Genomic DNA, 16,225 nt, shown 5'->3' on the forward strand with positions numbered 1-16,225 from the left:
GCGTGAGCCCATACCCCGAGCCTGACAGATGACCGCACACGAACGCCATCGCGCCCCGTACGAGAATGTCCTCGAGACCATCGGGTGGACGCCGCTGATCCGCCTGTCGCGGGTGACGAAGGGGATCGTCACCCCGGTCTACGCCAAGGCGGAGTTCTTCAATCCGGGCGGGTCGGTGAAGGACCGCATCGGCCTGCCGATCATCGAGGCGGCGGAGAAATCCGGCGCACTCCAGCCGGGCGGCACGATCGTCGAGGGGACGAGCGGCAACACCGGCGTGGGGATCGCGATCGCGGCCGCGCTCAAGGGCTACAAGTGCATCTTCACGATGCCCGACAAGATGTCGCAGGAGAAAGTGCGCCTGCTCAAGGCCTTCGGCGCCGAGGTGATCATCACACCGACGGCGGTGCCGCCGGATCATCCCGACAACTACGTGATCATGGCGAAGCGCATCGCGAAGGAAACGCCCAATGCGATCCTCGCCAACCAGTTCTACAACGAAGCCAACCCCGACGCGCATTTCGCGACCACGGGACCTGAGCTGTGGGAACAGACGAACGGGCGCATCACGCACTTCGTGGGCGCGGCAGGGACGGGCGGCACGCTGACGGGGACGGGGCGTTACCTGAAATCGAAGAACCCGAAGGTGCAGATCATTGGCGGCGACCCGCAGGGGTCGATCCTGGCCGAGGTCTGGCGCAGCCAGGGCGCGACGACGCCGGAAGGTGCGCCATACAAGGTCGAGGGGATCGGACAGGACAAGGTGCCGGGAACGCTCGACATGCGCGTGATTGACGAGTACCAGACGGTCAGCGATCGCGATGCGTTCGCGATGGCCCGGCGGCTCACACGCGAGGAAGGGCTCTTCGTCGGCGGATCGGCGGGGCTCATCACGCACGCCGCGCTCAACGTGGCGCGCCGCGTCAACGATCCCAACGCCCTGGTAGTGACGTTCCTCTGCGACACCGGGGAGCGCTACCTGTCGAAGCTCTACAACGACGAGTGGATGCGCGAGAACCAGCTGCTTGACAGCGAGAAAGCGGCCATTGGACAACTCCTCGGCGCCAAGACGGGCGACACGCCCTCGGTGGTGAGCATCGCCCCCGGGGCCACGGTGCGACAGGCGCTTCGCCTGATGAGCCAGCATGACGTGTCGCAACTTCCGGTGCTGGACGGGGTCAATTGCATCGGCTCCGTGAGCGAGAGCGTGCTGGCTTCGCGCGGGCTCGAGGATTCGAAGGTGCTCGACCGGAGCGTGGGCGACGTGATGGACGCCCCGTTCCCGGTGGTGGAGGACGGCCAGCCCGTGGATCAGGTGGTCAAGCTGGTGACGAAGAACAATCCGGCGGTGCTGGTGCGACGCAATGGCACGATGGCCGGCATCCTGACGCGGTCGGACCTGCTGCATTTCCTCATGGCACGGTGATGGCATGAAGATCACGGTGATGATGGGCGGAACCTCCGCCGAGCGCGATGTGTCGCTCGCATCGGGGGTGCGGATCGTGGAGGCGCTGCGCCGCGGCGGGCACACGGTGACACCCATCGATCCAGCGGTTGGCATGCTGAGCGAACGGGAATTCGCGGAACTGGCGCAGGGCGCGATGAAGCGCGAGCCGCCGTCGCTGGAGCAGTTGAAGCATTTCGAGAGCGCCGAACTCAGTCCGGTGCTGGGATCGCTGCCGGCGGTGCGCGGGGCGGACGTGGTGTTCCTCGCCCTGCACGGCGGCCACGGCGAGGATGGCACCGTCCAGGCGATGCTCGACGCCGCGCACGTGTGCTACACCGGGAGTGGCCACCTGGCGAGCGCGCTCGCGATGGACAAGGACCTGTCAAAAACGCTGTTCCGCAGTGCGGGAGTCACCACCGCCGATTGGCTGATGGCGCCTGCGACCGCCGAACGCGTCGCGGCACACCTGGGGTGGCCGGTGATCGTCAAGCCGTCGAAGCAGGGATCAACCGTCGGGCTGACGAAGGTGACCTCCCCCGAAACGCTGGACGCCGCGGTGCGCGAGGCGTTCCTGTATGACGACGAAGTGATGATCGAGCGGTTCATCCCGGGGCGCGAACTGACCGTGGGGATCCTGGGTGACACGTCGCTTCCCGTCGGCGAGATCATTCCGAAGCACGAGTTGTACGACTACGAATGCAAGTACACGGCCGGCATGGCCCGCGAGGAGTTTCCGGCCAAGCTGACCAAGTCGCAGGTGGCGGCGGTGCAGGCGCAGGCGCGGCGGGCATTCCGGGCGCTCAAGCTGCACGGCTACGCCCGCATTGACTTCCGGATGACGGAAGACGGTACTTTCTACTGCCTGGAAGCGAACACGCTCCCGGGGATGACCGAGCTGAGCCTCATTCCACAGGCGGCAGCGGCCGCCGGGGTCTCCTTCGACGAGTTGTGCGAGCGCATCGTGCAGTTGGCACTGCACGCCAAGGGAGGAACGTCGGTATGACGACACCGCGATTGCCGGCCGCCGCCCTGGCGGGCGTTCCAGCCGGCGTGCAGGCGCAAGGCATCTGGTCGGGCCGCCGCCAACTCTTCGTGCGCTTTGCGGGCGAGGCGGAGACGGCCACGATGTACACGTCGGCGGCGCTCCTGAAGGAGATTGACCGTCAACTGGCACGGACGAAGATCCACGCGATCGCCGTCGGCGGACGTGATCCCCTGGGAAATCTCGAGTTCCTGATGGCGGCCTTCGGCAATCACCCCATGCCGGTGCCGCTGATGCTCGACAGCGATGGCCAGCGTCCCGAGGCGTTGGCCATGCTGGCGCCCAGCCTGGCGATGACGCAGGTCACGGTGGAATTCGTCGGGCCGGAAGCCGGGCGATCCAGCGCCATCGAGACGCTGGCCGCGGCAGCGGGCGCCGGATGCGCCCACGCCCTGGTGCTGTGCCCCCGTGACGACACCAGCGATTCACAGATCCTGCGCCTGATCGAACAGGCGCACGCCACGAGCCTGGAGACGCAGGTGGTGATCCACCCATTCCTCACCGGGGAACCACCAGTCCTGGATCGCCGTTGGTCTACGTTGTTGGAGCACGCCGTTGCGTTGCACGCCGATACGCGCCTGACCCTGCGGCTCCCTGCCCCCACCGGCCTGCGCTGACGATATTTCGAACATGCCCCTCGCCGAGTCACCCAGCCTGACGTCGCAACGCCCCAGCCGATTTGGCGTGGCGGTGGCTTGGCTGCTCGGTCTCAACATCGCCGTGTACTTCCTGCAGGTCACGGTGGTGAGTCCCAGCGACATGTTCGCGGCCCTGGGCTTCCACTCGCGCGACCTGGGGTCGATTGGCCGGGCGTGGTGGACGATCGGCACGTACATGTTCGTGCACGGTGGTTTCTGGCATCTGGCGCTGAGCGTCTACACGCTCTGGCTATTTGGCCCACGCGTGGAGGCGGTGTGGACACCGGGCGAGTTTACCCGGTACTACCTGTTCTGCGGCCTCGGCGGCTGGTTCCTGCACCTGTTCATGGCCGGCGACACGGTGCTGATCGGCGCGTCGGCGGCGGTGATGGGGGTGATGCTTGCCTATGCCACACTATGGCCGCACGAGACCGTGTACCTGTTCGGCATGGTGCCGATGACGGTGCGCTGGCTGATGGTGCTGGTCGTGCTGATGAACCTGCTGGGCGGCATTGCGTCGATGCCGGACGGCGGGATCGCCTATCTGGCACACCTGGGCGGTCTCGGGGCCGGATGGCTGTACCTGCGCACTTCGGCGCGCGTGAATCTTGCCGGCGTGCGACGCCACGTGGAGCCCGTGCCGGACGTGCCGGACGAGGACCTCCCGCATGCGGTGCCCAAGTCGCATCGGCAGCCGCGCGAGCCGGATGCCGACGATGCCGTGGCGCGCAGCAAGGCGATGACCGCGCAGCACCATGCGGCGCGACAGCGTCCGCCTGGCGCGACGTCACCGGCCGAGACTGATGCCGCACGCCTGAATCGGGTGCTCGACAAGATTTCCGCCACGGGGCTCGACAGCCTGACGGCGGACGAACGCCAGCTGCTCGACGATGCGTCGAAGCAGCGCCGCCAGGACTGACATGCCGCGTGCCGACCTGATTGAGACCTTCGCGAACCCGTACCCCGGGCGCGATTACGAAATCCGCATGACCTGCGACGAGTTCACCTCACTCTGCCCACTGGGCGGGGTGGAGACGGACGCCGCGGAACTGGAGCTTCTAAAGGGTGGTGCGCCGGACTTCGGTGTCATTCACATCACCTATACGCCGGGCGATACGTGCCTTGAATTGAAGAGCCTGAAGCTCTACCTGTGGAGCTTCCGCAACGACGGCATCTTCTATGAGCGCGCGGTGAACCGGATTCTCGACGACCTGTCCGCAGCGTGCTCCCCCGTGGCGATGACCGTCGTCGGCGACTTCAACGTGCGTGGCGGGATCAAGTCGGTGATCACGGCGCGGTACGGGGCTGCGCGATAGTTCCTCTGGCCTTTTTCACCACGAAGGCACGGAGGAGCACGGAGGAGCACGGAGGGCCACGGAGGACTGCCACTTCTTGGGGGAACTGTGCGCGCCACGCAATGATCTGCGTGGCGCGATGTCTTTACCCTCAGTTCTTGGCCGTTCTCCGTGGCCGTCCGTGCTTCTCCGTGTCTCCGTGGTGAAGAAAGCCAGCTTCTTATCGCACCGACGGCATGGAGCCTGAGTGCCAGCCGATGGAACCGCGGCGGCCGGGGTTCCAGCGGGGGAAGGTGCCGAGGATGCGGAGCACGCGCGCGGACGCCGTCATCTCCCTGAGCACGACATCGACAATCGGATCACCGCAGGTGTGGTCGAAATCGAGGAAGAAGCAGTACGACCAGGGTTCGCCGGTGGGGCGTGACTCCAGGCGACGGATGTCGATGCCGTGCCGTGCCAGCGGTTCGAGCACGCGCAGCAGCGCGCCGGGGCGATCCTCGTGCGTGATGATCACCGAGGTGCGGACGGGCGTCCCTTCGGGGACGACTTCGCGAACGCGCGAGATCACGAGGAACCGCGTCTGGTTATCCGGGCGATCCTCGATGTCTGGCATCAGGATCGCCAGCTTGTAGCGATGCGCGGCATTGCGGCTGGCGACGGCCGCAATCTCAGGGTCGGCGACATTCGCGACATCGAGTGCGGCACCGCCGGTGTCGTAGACGGCGTGCACCTCGAGGCGCGCGTGCTTGGCGAAGAATTCCCCGCATTGTGCCAGCGCCACCGGGTGACTGAGCACCATCTTCACCTGCTCGAACCGGGTGCCAGGTGGCCCGAGCAGGCAATGATGCACGGGGACCACCGTCTCACCCGTCACGAACAAGTCGAGCGCGTCGCTGATGACGTCATGGGCGGCGGGAATGCCGCCGACAATGGTGTTCTCGATGGGAAGCACCCCGCGATCGGCGGCGCCCGATTGCACCGCCTGCACCACATCGCTGAAGTCGCGATGCGGCATGGGCTCCGCGCCGCTCGTCCACAGCTGATGGATGGCCTCCTCGGAGAAGGCCCCCAGCTCGCCCTGGAAGGCGACGCGCAGCAACGGCACGGTCATCTCAGCGCGCGACCTGCTGGACGTCGAGCACCGAGATGGAGCCGAGCTTCAGCGCCTCGATGCCGGCGCGGATCTTGGCGATGTCGCCCACGACGACCAGCGTGGCGGTCTCCGCCGGCAGGTACTGCCGCGCGACGCGCTGCACATCCGCCGCCGTCACCTGATTGACCTTGGCGACAAAGTCGCCGAGTGAGGCCAACGGGAGACTGAACGTGCCGAGGTCCACGAGCTGGGCGGCGATTTGGCCGATCGTCTCAAAGCGCTGCGGGACGCCGAGTGCGACGTAGGCTTTGGCGCGTTCGAGTTCGGTGGCATCGACCGGCAGGTCGCGCAGCATCTTCACTTCCTTGAAGACTTCGACGAGCGCGCTGTCGGTGACGCCGGTGCGCACGCTGCTGGAGATGACGAACGGGCCGGCCAGGGGCGCCCAACTGAAGCGCGACGTGATGCCGTAGGTGTAGCCTTTCGTCTCCCGCAAGTTCGACATCAGCCGCGACGAGAACGAACCACCGAGAATGGTGTTCATCACCATCAGCGCGGGATAATCCGGCGACAGGCGCTCCGCGCCGGGCGCACCGAGGTAGATGACCGACTGCGCGGCGTTGGGCTTGTCGACCAGGTAGATCTTCACCGCCGAATTGGCGACCGGCCTGGCGGTGACCGCCGCCATCGTGCGCGCCGTCGTCCCGCGCGGCCACGACTCGAACCGCCGGGCAAGGAGGCCGCGCATCTCGGGGACGGTGACATCGCCGACGATAATGAACTTCGCGCGCTCCGGAACGAAGGTCTGCGCATAAAACGCGCGGACCGTCGCGGAATCGAGCGACGCCGTCGAAGCCGAATCGCCGTCCGTTGGCTGGTGATACGGATGGCCCGCCGGGAAAACGGCCTGACTGAAGGCCAAGCTGGCAAGCACGTTGGCATTGTCGCGGCGCTGCAGGATGCTGGCCAGGCGAAGATCGCGCTGGCGGCGCACATCGGCGGCGCGGAAGGTCGGGCGCAGGACGACGTCACCGAGCAGGTCGAGCGCCTCGCCCAGCGTGCGCTTGGGCACATTGAGCGAAATGGTGAACGCATCGCTCGCTGCCGACGCGAAGAGCTGGGCGCCGAGGAAGGCCAGCTCACCCTGCAGGGCGTTGGCGTCGCGCGTGCCGGCCCCTTCGGTGAGCATGCGCGTCGTGAACGAGGCGAGCCCGGGCTGCCTGGCATCGAGCTTGGTGCCGCCGGCGATGACAAGCGTCACCTGCACGAGCGGAAGCTCGTGCTGCTGGACCAACTGCAACGTGACCCCGTTGGGCAGCGAGGCGCGCTCAAGTGTTGGCAGTTTCAATGCCGGCGGCTTTTCGAGGGCCGGCACCTGGGTACGGTCGATCTGCTGCCCGAACGCGGCGACCGGCGCAAGAGCGAGGAGAAGTGCGGCGGGTCTCATTGAATCACTCCCTTCTTGGCCGCGAGGTCGAGCTTGCCCTGCGGGACAACCGATGCCATCACGCGGCTTGCCCGGAGATACTGCTTGACGACGCGCTGGACGTCGGCGGCCGTCACCGCCTTGTATCGGTCGAGATCGGCCTGGAAGGAATCGGGGTTGCCGGTCTGATAGTAGTACGCGTTCAGGCGATCCGCCTTGCCGCTCACCTGCTGGATGCCGCGAAGGAATGACGCCTCGGTGGCGTTCTTGGCTTCCTCGAGTTCGCGAGCCGTTGGTCCCTCGGCGGCGAGCTTGGCAAGCTCGGCGTCAATGACGGTGCGCAGCGTATCGAGACCCTTGCCGGGACGCGCCGTCGCCACGAGCATGAAATCCCCGTCGAGCCGCTTGCCATCCTGATAGGCCTGGACGCCGGTGGCAAGTTCACCCGCATACACCAGCGCCTGGGTCAGCCGGCTGGTCCGCGATCCGGTGAGGACATACGAGGCGATCTCGAGTGCCGCGTCGTCTGCATGCCATCCCTTGACCGTGTGCCAGTTCATGAAAAGGCGCGGCAACTGCACACGATCCTCGAGCGTGATGGCCGTGTCCTTCACCGTGAACGGTGCCGGCGCGGGACGCTCCAGGGCCGGGCCGCGCGGAATATCGGCGAAATATCTTCGCACGAGCGCGCGCACATCGTCGGGCTTCACATCGCCGGCGACGACCAGCGTCGCGTTGTTGGGTGCGTAATACCGGCGGAAGAAATCCTTCACGTCCTCAAGCGACGCAGCCGACAGGTCGGTCATGCTGCCGATGACGGGCCAGTTGTACGGATGGCCCGCCGGGTACATGAGCTTGGGCAGGTAGTCGTAGACCAAGCCGTAGGGCTGGTTCTCGTAGCTCTGCCGACGCTCGTTCTTCACGACGTCGCGCTGGAGATCGACCTTGGGGGCATCCATCGTCGGAAGCAGCCATCCCATGCGATCGGCCTCGAGCCAGATCATCAGGGGCAGCGCGGTACTCGGTCCTTCCTCGTAGTAGTTGGTGCGATCCTCGGTGGTCGAACCGTTGTTGTTGGCGCCAGCCGCCTCGAGGAGGCGATCGAACTGCGGATACGGCGCGTTCTGCGAACCCATGAACATCAGGTGTTCGAAGAGATGGGCGAATCCGGTGCGGCCCGGTTTCTCGTCTCCCGATCCCACGTGGAACCAGACATTCGTGGTGACGATAGGGACGGAGTGATCCTCATGAATGATGAGAGTCAGGCCGTTCGGGAGCGTGTCGACCGTGGCGGGGACGCGCAGCGGACCTTGTCCGGCGGCCAAGGCCGGGACGAGGATCGCGAGCAGGAGGAGGTTGCGCATGACACAACAATACGGAAATGATCGATGAACTGGCAGACGCACCAGGCGCGCAACGCAAAGGACGGCGGTCAGTTGGGCAGCCATGGCGTTGGGAGAGGTGTCGGAGGAGTCCAGCGGGACTCGTCGATTCGGGGGCATGGATCTCGGGATTGTGAAGGGCAATTGCCTACAATTTTTGAAGTAATCCCTTGCGGCGAGCGGTGCTATTTCGCAGAATCGCAAACACATTTTTGTGAGCCAGTACTCCTCACCCCCGTCTCAGCAAGGAGTTCCCAATGTTCCGGCTGCGAGCACGCCTCTTTCCGACCGCCATCTTCGCCTTGTGGTGGCTGGCATCGCCGACGTCGGCGCGCACGCAGGACACGCCGACCGGGACCATCCGCGGCAAGATCACGGCGCCAGGCGGCATTCCCGTGGGGAATGCGCAGGTCTCCGTGGTCGGCACCGTCATCGGAGCGGCGAGTGCTCGCGACGGCGAGTATGTGATCCGCAATGCACCGGCCGGCGCACGCACGCTGCGCGTGCGCATGATCGGCTACGCCCCTGCGTCGGCGCCGGTCACGATACCGGCGGGCGGCAGTGCTACGGTGGACTTCGAACTCGTCGTCCAGGCGATGGCGCTTGACGAGGTGGTGGTGACCGGAACGGCCGGCGCCGCGCGCAAGCGCGAGGTGGGCAACTCGATCGGCACGATCAACCTCGCCACGGCGCCGAAGGTGCAGAGCGACTTCGGCTCCATGATCGCCGGCAGCCTGTCCGGCGTGCAGGTCACGGGCGGATCGGGCAATGCCGGCGCCGGCAAGGCGATCCGGCTGCGCGGCAACACGAGCGTGGCGCTGTCGAACCAGCCGCTCCTCTACATCGACGGCGTGCGCGTGCGAAGCGACGAATACCCGAAGAACCTGCCGGAAGCGGGGAGCAACCTGCGGAGCGGCAACATCAACGCGAGCCCGCTCAACGACATCTCGCCCGATGATATCGAGCGCATCGAGGTCGTGAAGGGAGCCGCCGCGGCGACGCTCTACGGCACCGATGCCGCGGCGGGCGTGATCCAGATCTTCACCAAGCGCGGCGCGCAGGGCGCGGCGAAGTGGCAGACCAACGTCTCCACCGGCTTCAACAAGCTGCAGCAGTTCGGCACCGACGACGCCAAGCTGCTCTTCATGGATCCGTTCCTGCGCCGGGGCAAGAGCGTGAGCGCCGAAGCGCAGGTATCGGGCGGCACGGCGAACAACGTCCGCTATTTCCTGTCGGCATCGGGCAGCTCGGCGGAGGGGGTGCTCCCGCTCGACCTCGACCGGAAGTACAACATGCGCGCAAACCTCGACTTTGCGCCGCTGAAGACCGTGACGATGAACTGGAATTCGTCATTCTCGAACTCGAACATCGCGAACACGCCCGCGGGGAACAACGCGCACGGCATCACCCTCAACGCGTTCCGGCGCGACCGCAATTATTTCGCGAACGCGAACCCCGACACGATTCGCCAGGTGCTGCGATACAAGCTGAACACCTACATCGACCGGGCGGTGCTTGGCCTGACCGGGACATGGGCTCCGCATCCGCTCTTCAACAGCAAGATGACGCTCGGCATGGACCGCGCGGCCGTCGAAAATCGCAACCTGCGACCCTACGGCTTCTACGGCGCCGCGCAGGGCATCGTGAATGACCAGCGGTGGGAGAACCGCACACTCTCGGTGGACTGGGTCAATAGCCTGGACCAGAACTACCTGAACAACGACTTCCACATCACGCTCTCGTTCGGCACCCAATACGTGAACTCGAACGTCGCCGACAATTCCTCGTATTCCGAGAACTTCCCCGGCCCGGGTCAGCCCACGGTATCGAGCGGGTCATTGAAGAACGCCTTCGAGAACCGGCAGATGGTCATCACGGGGGGTGGCTTCCTGCAGGCGATGATGGGTTACAAGGATCGATACTTTGCGACGGTGGGCCTGCGTGTAGACGGCAACAGCGCCTTCGGCGAGAACTTCGGCCTGCAGAAGTACCCGAAGATCAGCGGATCGTGGGTGGCGAGCGACGAACCGTGGTGGCCGTCGCGTTTCGGTGCCACACTCAAGCTGCGCGCCGCGCTCGGCCAGGCCGGCCGCGCGCCCGGCGCGTTTGACGCCGTGCAGACCTGGACGCCCGTGGGCTGGGGCACCCAACCGGCCTTCCGTCCGTCCAATCTCGGCAACCCGAACCTCGGACCCGAACGCACGACGGAGAAGGAAGCCGGCTTCGACCTGACGGCGCTGGACAATCGCGTCACGGTGGATTTCACCGCCTATACCGCACGGACGACGGACGCCCTTTTCCCGGTGACGTCAGTGCCATCGCTCGGCTTCCTCAACAGCCAACTGAAGAACGTCGGCACGATGGAAAAGCACGGACTGGAAATGACGGTGGGCGGCACCGTGCTCGATCGCAAGAACCTTGGCGTCAACGCCACGCTGTCCATCACGACCAACGCCTCGAAGGTGGTCAGCCTGGGCGGCGCGCCGGCGTTCACCATCGGCTCCGGCAACGCGTTTGCCTGGGTCATGGAGGGGCAGCCGGTGCCGGTGATCCGCGGCCGCCTGGTGCGCAACAAGAACGCACTCGTCACGCCGGGATCGGCGCCCGACACCGTCGGCAACCACATCTTCGGCCCGGCGGCGCCAACACGCATCATCGGCGGCACCGTGACCGTGCGCACGTGGCGCGGCATCACGGCGTCGCTTCGCGGCGAGTACCAGGGCGGCGCGTACATCAGCGAGAACTCGTCGTTCCAGGCACTGTCGCGCACCGTGCTATGGCCGACCTGCTTTCGCGCGTACGACCGCATCAAGGCGGGAGAGCAGATCACGAACTGGGAGAACGCCACCTGCGTGCAGAAGAACATCCGCGAGGACACATTCATCTTCAAGGCCGACTTCTTCAAGCTGCGCGACCTGACGGTCACCGTGCCGCTGGGCAAGGCGATCCCGGGCACGACCAGCAGCTCGCTGGTGTTCACGGCACAGAACTTCTTCCGCCGGAACTACGGCCTGCCGATGTTCGATCCCGAGCAGTCGGGGAACGACGGCTACAACGTGGCCGCGCGCTACATCTCGGAGCATATCCCCGCTCCGGCGGTGTTCCTGACCTCACTGCGTGTTTCCTTCTGAGGAGCCGACCCATGACCAAGCGAATTCTCCTCGTGCTGGCCGGGACGATGCTCACGGCGGGCTGTGAACTGAAGGTGACCAACCCCGGGCCCGTGAATGCGGACTTCCTGAACGACAAGTCGGCGCTTCCGGCCATCGTGAACGGCGCCGGGCGCGACCTCGCCGACGCGCTGAACTGGACGTTGTACACGAGCGCCGCCGCGGCGCGCGAAATCTGGCCGGCCGGATCGACCGGCAGCTTCGGCATCAGCGTGAACGTGCAGAACGGGCGACTCACGGAAGACGAAAGTGGCGATTACTGGGACCGCGGACAGCGAGCCCGCTGGACGGCGGAACAAGGCGCCGTCCGCCTCAAGACCGTGCTCGGCGACGCGGACTACGCCAAGAGCGCCCAGGCGGCGCAGATCCTCGTCTGGGCCGGCTTCGCCAACCGGCTGCTCGGCGAGAACGTGTGCACCGGTGTCATCGATGGCGGCGCCGCGCAGGATTCGAAGGTGTACTTCACGCGCGCCGAGGCGAACTTCACGGACGCCATGACGATCGCGACCGCGGTCGGGAACACCACGCTGGCCACGGCCGCGCTTGCGGGGCGCGCGTCGGTGCGCCTGAACCTCAACAACCTGGCGGGAGCCACGGCCGACGCCGCGGGGGTGGCGAACACCTTCGCGTACCGGATGCCGTACTACACCAACGAACAGGCGCAGTACAATCGCATCTACTTTGCCAACGCCAACCAACCATACCGGGCGTACACACAACGCTGGACGTGGGTGGAGGCGTATCGCGCGACCACCAAGGATTCGCGCGTTCCCTACGACAGCAGCGCCACCCTTCGGGAAGGCGATGGCGCCGTGGGCGGTCAGCCGGACGGCACGTCGGGCAAGGTGCGCTGGTACTTCCAGACGAAGTATCCGGCGCAGAACGCCAACGTGAACCTCGTCACCGGCTGGGAGATGCGCCTCATCGAAGCCGAGGCAAAGCTCATTGGCAACGACGTCCTGGGTGCCGTGGCTATCATCAACGCGCGGCGCGCGGCGGTGAACGTTCCGCTCGTGACAGCTATCACGAGCGCCGATGCCTGGACGGCGTTGAAGCGGGAGCGTGCCATTGAACTCTGGCTCGAAGGGCGACGCCTGGGCGACCTTCGCCGGTGGAAGGCGGCCAGCCGTCCCGGCGCCTTCGACGCCCGCGAGGACCTGGCCACCCGTGACCTCTGTTTCCCCGTCTCGCTGCAGGAGAAGCAGTCGAACACCAATCTCAGGCCCTGAACCTCCGGGAGTGGCAGCGCACAGAACCGGGGGGACGCCAAGCGCCCCGCCGGTTCTGTGTTCCGGGCGATGCCCTATTCCGGTGGTCCGCTGCCGGGTCCGGAGCGCGAGGAGCCGCTGGAACTCGCCTGCTTGATGGCCGCCACGACCACCGCGACGAACGCCGTCGTGGCGACGACCGCAAACGTTCGCGTGCGCCGACGGTCCAGCGTACGCCGTTCAATCGCCGCAATCGCACGAATGGGGACAGTCACTCGCCCGCGACGCCAGGCGACGGTGGCGCCGGCCTTGGTCGTCACGTCATCGATCAGGAGCACGACACTGGAGTCGCCAATCGTCTCCTGCACGGCACCCGCGATGCGTCCCACGTCGGGGCCAAGCATCGGCTGAAGCGCCACACTCCCTTCGCTCGACAACACCAGGCGGACGTCATCCGATGCCTTCAGGGCAGACGGCGCGGCCGGACGATAGCTGTAGCAGGCGGATTGCGAGAACAGCGCGCCGGCGGCAACCCAGACAAACGGGCGACGGAGCGACGGACGACGCATCAACGAAACGAGGGAGGACATGCGCACGGGGCCGAGGAATGAGCACTCATAGATAGGGAAGCGCCGGCCATCCCGCCACCACTCTGCCCCAATCCCCAACCAGCTGTCCCGGCCGTGCCGCTGCCCGCGAACCTCACTCGACCGTTGGGTGCGCAGTAACTTCTGCGGCATGCATCTCGTCGAACTCTTCGACCTGTCCCTGCGCGACAGGCGCCAGATATGCGCGATCACGTACGATCATCCTGCCGCCAGCGTCGAGTCACTGACCTTCGGTGAACTCGACCGGCGCAGCGACCAGCTGGCGCAACTGCTCGTAACGCTCGGGCTTCATGCGGGTGACCGGTTGGCGTTCTACCTGGCAAACCGGGTGGAGATCATCGACCTCTGGATTGCGTGCGCCAAGCTGGGGGTGATCGTGGTGCCCATCAACGTGCTGTATCGCGAACGCGAGATCCGGCACATCATGGGCGATGCCGAGCCGAAGGCGGTGGTGACGACGCCGGCACAGGCGGCCGTCTTCCCGGCGGGCACGACGTGCTGGGACGTGGAAGAACTCTCGTCGAAGGCGGCGCGATTGGACGCGGTGCGGCCGGTGGTCGCAGTTTCGGCGCAAACTCCCGCCGCCCTGGTCTACACCTCGGGAACCACCGGCACGTCGAAGGGCGCGATCCTGACGCACGGGAACTTCGTGGCGAACGGCCTGTCGCTGGTCGAAAACTGGCGCATCACGAGCGATGATCGGTATCTCGCCGCGCTGCCGCTCTTCCATGTCCACGGACTGGGCAACGGCCTGCACGTCTGGCTGGCGAGCGGGTGCCATATGCGGCTCGTCGAGCGATTTGACCACGCCACGGCCGCCGAGTTGTTCGAGACGTACCGCCCAACGCTGTTCTTCGGCGTGCCGACGATGTACGTGCGCCTGCTCGAGGTGCCGGACGATCGCGCACGGCGCATTGGTACGGCAGCGCGGCTCTTCGTGTCGGGCTCGGCGCCGCTGCCGGCGCAGGTGCTCACGGCGTTCGAGGCGAAGTACGGGCACGTCATTCTCGAGCGATACGGAATGACCGAGACGCTGATGAACATCAGCAACCCGTACGATGGCGAGCGGCATCCCGGAACCGTCGGTTTCCCGCTGCCACATGTCGCCGTGAAGATCCTCGATGAAGACGGGAAGGATGTCGGCGTGGAGGCAACGGGCGAGCTGTGGGTCAAGGGACCCAATGTGTGCGACGGCTACTGGAAGCGGCCCGATGCCACCGCGGCATCCTGGCGCGACGGATGGTTCCGAACCGGCGACATGGGGCGCATCTCGGCCGACGGTTACATCACGCTCGAGGGGCGGCGCAGCGACCTGATCATCTCGGGCGGATTCAACATCTACCCCCGCGAGATCGAAGAACTGCTGCTGGAGCACGAGGGGGTGCGCGAGGCCGCGGTGGTGGGCGTTGCCGACCCGCTGCGCGGCGAAGTGCCCATTGCCTATCTCGTGACGGACGGACCGGTCGATGACGCCGCGGTGCTGGCCCAGCTCCGCACGCAACTGGCGAGCTTCAAGATCCCGCGCGGCATCGTGCGCGTGGAGGCCCTGCCGCGCACGGCGCTCGGCAAGGTGCAGAAGCACCTGCTTCCCAAACCCGCCTCGGCGTAGCTACGACGGAAGCTGCTGCCCCTTCGTCTCGATGGCGAACGGGATGATGAGCAGTCCGACCAGGAAGGCCGCGCCGGTCCAGGCGACCGGGGTGCCGAGCGTTCCCGAGCGCAGCACCGCGCTGCCGAGCACGAAGTTGACGCCGGCGCCGATGAACCGTCCGACCGACGTCGAGAACGCGAAGGCGGTGGCACGCACCCGTGTGTCGTACTGCTCGGGAAGCCAGAGGCTGAAGACGGCGAAGTTCCCGCCGGCGAATCCGAGGAAGAAGAGTACCGTGATGAACGGCACGAGCCCCTGCTCGAGGTAGAAGGCCCACCCAAACGCGGTCGGGATGCTCACCATCATGCCAGTGAAGTACAAGGCGAGGGTTCGCTTGCGGCCGATACGTTCAGCGATCGCTGGCAGCGCAATGCAGCCAAGGATGGTGCCGATCGAGAGCACGGCGGTGCCCACCGACACCATGCGGGCCGCGGCGGGCGCGTCCATCCCGGCCCTCTTGGCGAGCTGGGTGATGGCGGCCGGTTCATAGACGACGCCTGCCCAGAGGCCAATGATGGCGACGGTGAGGAGCAGGGCGTTGACGATGGTCCGGCGGCGATACTGGTCTCCAAAGATCTCGGCGAGTGGATGCGCGCGCTTCGCCTCGGCTTCGTGCGCCTTCCAGCGCGGCGGTTCCTGCACCTTGGCCATGGTGAGAAATGCCACCACCATCGGCGCCAATCCGCAGAGGAACATCGCCCGCCAGCCGAACTGTGCCCCCACCGTGTAGTTCAGCGCGGCTGCCATGAAGAAGCCGAAGTAGTACCCGGTCTGCAGGTAGCCCGCTCCCATCTTGCGGCGGTCCTCGGGCCACGCCTCGGCGACGTAAGTGCCGGCCATCGCCCACTCGCCACCTACGCCAATGCCGGCGAGCAGGCGGAAGATGCCGAGCTGCCAGATGTCGGTGGCAAAGGCGGCGGCTCCCGTAAAGAGAGCGTAGACCAGAATGGTGGCGGCCAGCGCCCGTGACCGGCCGTACTTGTCGGCGATCGGACCCCAGATGAACGAACACCCCCACCCGACGAGGAAGAGGGCGAACATGATGGACCCAATGAAGCCGATGCGCGCCGGCGTGGCTTCATAGCCCGAGGCGGGAAGCAGTTCCGTCAGCGCCGGCGCCATGACGAGGGCATAGATGACCGAATCCATGCCATCGAGCGTCCATCCGGCCCACGCGGCCCAGAAGCCGAGGATCTGCTGGCGATTGAGGGGAGTTCTCACGGGATAGTGATGGCAGATGGCGGACGGCGGATGGCGGATGGCGG

At 66.1% G+C, this 16,225-nt stretch carries 13 protein-coding genes; 8 read left to right on the forward strand and 5 right to left on the reverse strand.

Annotation, left to right across the window (positions count from 1 at the left end; genetic code table 11):
- Positions 1–28 precede the first annotated feature (28 nt).
- The 5 genes from VGJ96_10980 to queF are packed head-to-tail and all read left to right on the forward strand — an operon-like array spanning position 29 to position 4,443.
- A complete protein-coding gene (locus VGJ96_10980) occupies positions 29–1,426 on the forward strand; it encodes a pyridoxal-phosphate dependent enzyme (GenBank protein HEY3287627.1) in 1,398 nt (465 codons plus the stop codon).
- 4 nt (positions 1,427–1,430) lie between these two features.
- Positions 1,431–2,450 (forward strand): D-alanine--D-alanine ligase, encoded by a 1,020-nt coding sequence (locus VGJ96_10985; GenBank protein ID HEY3287628.1) that lies wholly within the window; start codon positions 1,431–1,433, stop codon positions 2,448–2,450.
- Positions 2,447–3,106, forward strand: a complete 660-nt coding sequence (locus VGJ96_10990) for a hypothetical protein (GenBank protein HEY3287629.1) — start codon at positions 2,447–2,449, stop codon at positions 3,104–3,106. The genes VGJ96_10985 and VGJ96_10990 overlap by 4 nt, the downstream gene beginning before the upstream one ends.
- 13 nt (positions 3,107–3,119) lie before the next feature.
- A complete protein-coding gene (locus VGJ96_10995) occupies positions 3,120–4,046 on the forward strand; it encodes a rhomboid family intramembrane serine protease (GenBank protein ID HEY3287630.1) in 927 nt (308 codons plus the stop codon).
- Between the two features lies 1 nt (position 4,047).
- Positions 4,048–4,443, forward strand: coding sequence for a preQ(1) synthase (gene queF / locus VGJ96_11000; protein HEY3287631.1), 396 nt, complete (start codon positions 4,048–4,050; stop codon positions 4,441–4,443).
- 199 nt (positions 4,444–4,642) lie between these two features.
- On the opposite strand, the gene VGJ96_11005 is transcribed toward queF, so the two are convergent.
- From VGJ96_11005 to VGJ96_11015, 3 genes are read right to left on the reverse strand one after another with little or no spacing between them, the layout of a single operon-like run.
- Positions 4,643–5,533: a prephenate dehydratase gene (locus VGJ96_11005; GenBank protein HEY3287632.1), complete on the reverse strand. Its 891-nt coding sequence runs from the start codon at positions 5,531–5,533 to the stop codon at positions 4,643–4,645.
- A gap of 1 nt (position 5,534) precedes the next feature.
- Positions 5,535–6,962 carry a pitrilysin family protein gene (locus VGJ96_11010; GenBank protein ID HEY3287633.1) on the reverse strand — a complete coding sequence of 476 codons (1,428 nt, stop codon included), beginning with the start codon at positions 6,960–6,962 and terminating at the stop codon, positions 5,535–5,537.
- Positions 6,959–8,305: a pitrilysin family protein gene (locus tag VGJ96_11015; GenBank protein ID HEY3287634.1), complete on the reverse strand. Its 1,347-nt coding sequence runs from the start codon at positions 8,303–8,305 to the stop codon at positions 6,959–6,961. The genes VGJ96_11010 and VGJ96_11015 overlap by 4 nt, the downstream gene beginning before the upstream one ends.
- A 275-nt stretch (positions 8,306–8,580) precedes the next feature.
- On the opposite strand from VGJ96_11015, the gene VGJ96_11020 reads away from it, so the two are divergent.
- Together VGJ96_11020 and VGJ96_11025 are read left to right on the forward strand one after the other, a co-directional pair.
- Entirely contained in the window at positions 8,581–11,454 is a 2,874-nt protein-coding gene (locus tag VGJ96_11020) for a TonB-dependent receptor (GenBank protein HEY3287635.1), read from the forward strand.
- Positions 11,455–11,465: 11 nt separating this feature from the next.
- Positions 11,466–12,722 carry a RagB/SusD family nutrient uptake outer membrane protein gene (locus VGJ96_11025; protein ID HEY3287636.1) on the forward strand — a complete coding sequence of 419 codons (1,257 nt, stop codon included), beginning with the start codon at positions 11,466–11,468 and terminating at the stop codon, positions 12,720–12,722.
- 74 nt (positions 12,723–12,796) lie between these two features.
- Here the strand turns inward: VGJ96_11025 and VGJ96_11030 are convergent, their stop codons facing one another.
- A complete protein-coding gene (locus VGJ96_11030; protein ID HEY3287637.1) occupies positions 12,797–13,291 on the reverse strand; it encodes a hypothetical protein in 495 nt (164 codons plus the stop codon).
- Between the two features lie 127 nt (positions 13,292–13,418).
- Between VGJ96_11030 and VGJ96_11035 the strand changes: the two genes are divergently transcribed.
- Positions 13,419–14,918, forward strand: coding sequence for an AMP-binding protein (locus VGJ96_11035; protein ID HEY3287638.1), 1,500 nt, complete (start codon positions 13,419–13,421; stop codon positions 14,916–14,918).
- On the opposite strand, the gene VGJ96_11040 is transcribed toward VGJ96_11035, so the two are convergent.
- Positions 14,919–16,181 carry an MFS transporter gene (locus VGJ96_11040; protein HEY3287639.1) on the reverse strand — a complete coding sequence of 421 codons (1,263 nt, stop codon included), beginning with the start codon at positions 16,179–16,181 and terminating at the stop codon, positions 14,919–14,921.
- Between the last annotated feature and the right edge of the window lie 44 nt (positions 16,182–16,225).

It is taken from the genome of Gemmatimonadaceae bacterium (assembly GCA_036504815.1).
Lineage (GTDB): Bacteria > Gemmatimonadota > Gemmatimonadetes > Gemmatimonadales > Gemmatimonadaceae > PNKL01.

What these genes read in the sequence shown, in the direction of transcription:
- VGJ96_10980 (HEY3287627.1), top strand. Translation starts at nt 29, where the DNA reads ATGACCGCACACGAACGCCATCGCGCCCCGTACGAGAATGTCCTCGAG.
- VGJ96_10985 (HEY3287628.1), top strand. Translation starts at nt 1,431, where the DNA reads ATGAAGATCACGGTGATGATGGGCGGAACCTCCGCCGAGCGCGATGTG.
- VGJ96_10990 (HEY3287629.1), top strand. Translation starts at nt 2,447, where the DNA reads ATGACGACACCGCGATTGCCGGCCGCCGCCCTGGCGGGCGTTCCAGCC.
- VGJ96_10995 (HEY3287630.1), top strand. Translation starts at nt 3,120, where the DNA reads ATGCCCCTCGCCGAGTCACCCAGCCTGACGTCGCAACGCCCCAGCCGA.
- queF (HEY3287631.1), top strand. Translation starts at nt 4,048, where the DNA reads ATGCCGCGTGCCGACCTGATTGAGACCTTCGCGAACCCGTACCCCGGG.
- VGJ96_11005 (HEY3287632.1), bottom strand. Translation starts at nt 5,533, where the DNA reads ATGACCGTGCCGTTGCTGCGCGTCGCCTTCCAGGGCGAGCTGGGGGCC.
- VGJ96_11010 (HEY3287633.1), bottom strand. Translation starts at nt 6,962, where the DNA reads ATGAGACCCGCCGCACTTCTCCTCGCTCTTGCGCCGGTCGCCGCGTTC.
- VGJ96_11015 (HEY3287634.1), bottom strand. Translation starts at nt 8,305, where the DNA reads ATGCGCAACCTCCTCCTGCTCGCGATCCTCGTCCCGGCCTTGGCCGCC.
- VGJ96_11020 (HEY3287635.1), top strand. Translation starts at nt 8,581, where the DNA reads ATGTTCCGGCTGCGAGCACGCCTCTTTCCGACCGCCATCTTCGCCTTG.
- VGJ96_11025 (HEY3287636.1), top strand. Translation starts at nt 11,466, where the DNA reads ATGACCAAGCGAATTCTCCTCGTGCTGGCCGGGACGATGCTCACGGCG.
- VGJ96_11030 (HEY3287637.1), bottom strand. Translation starts at nt 13,291, where the DNA reads ATGTCCTCCCTCGTTTCGTTGATGCGTCGTCCGTCGCTCCGTCGCCCG.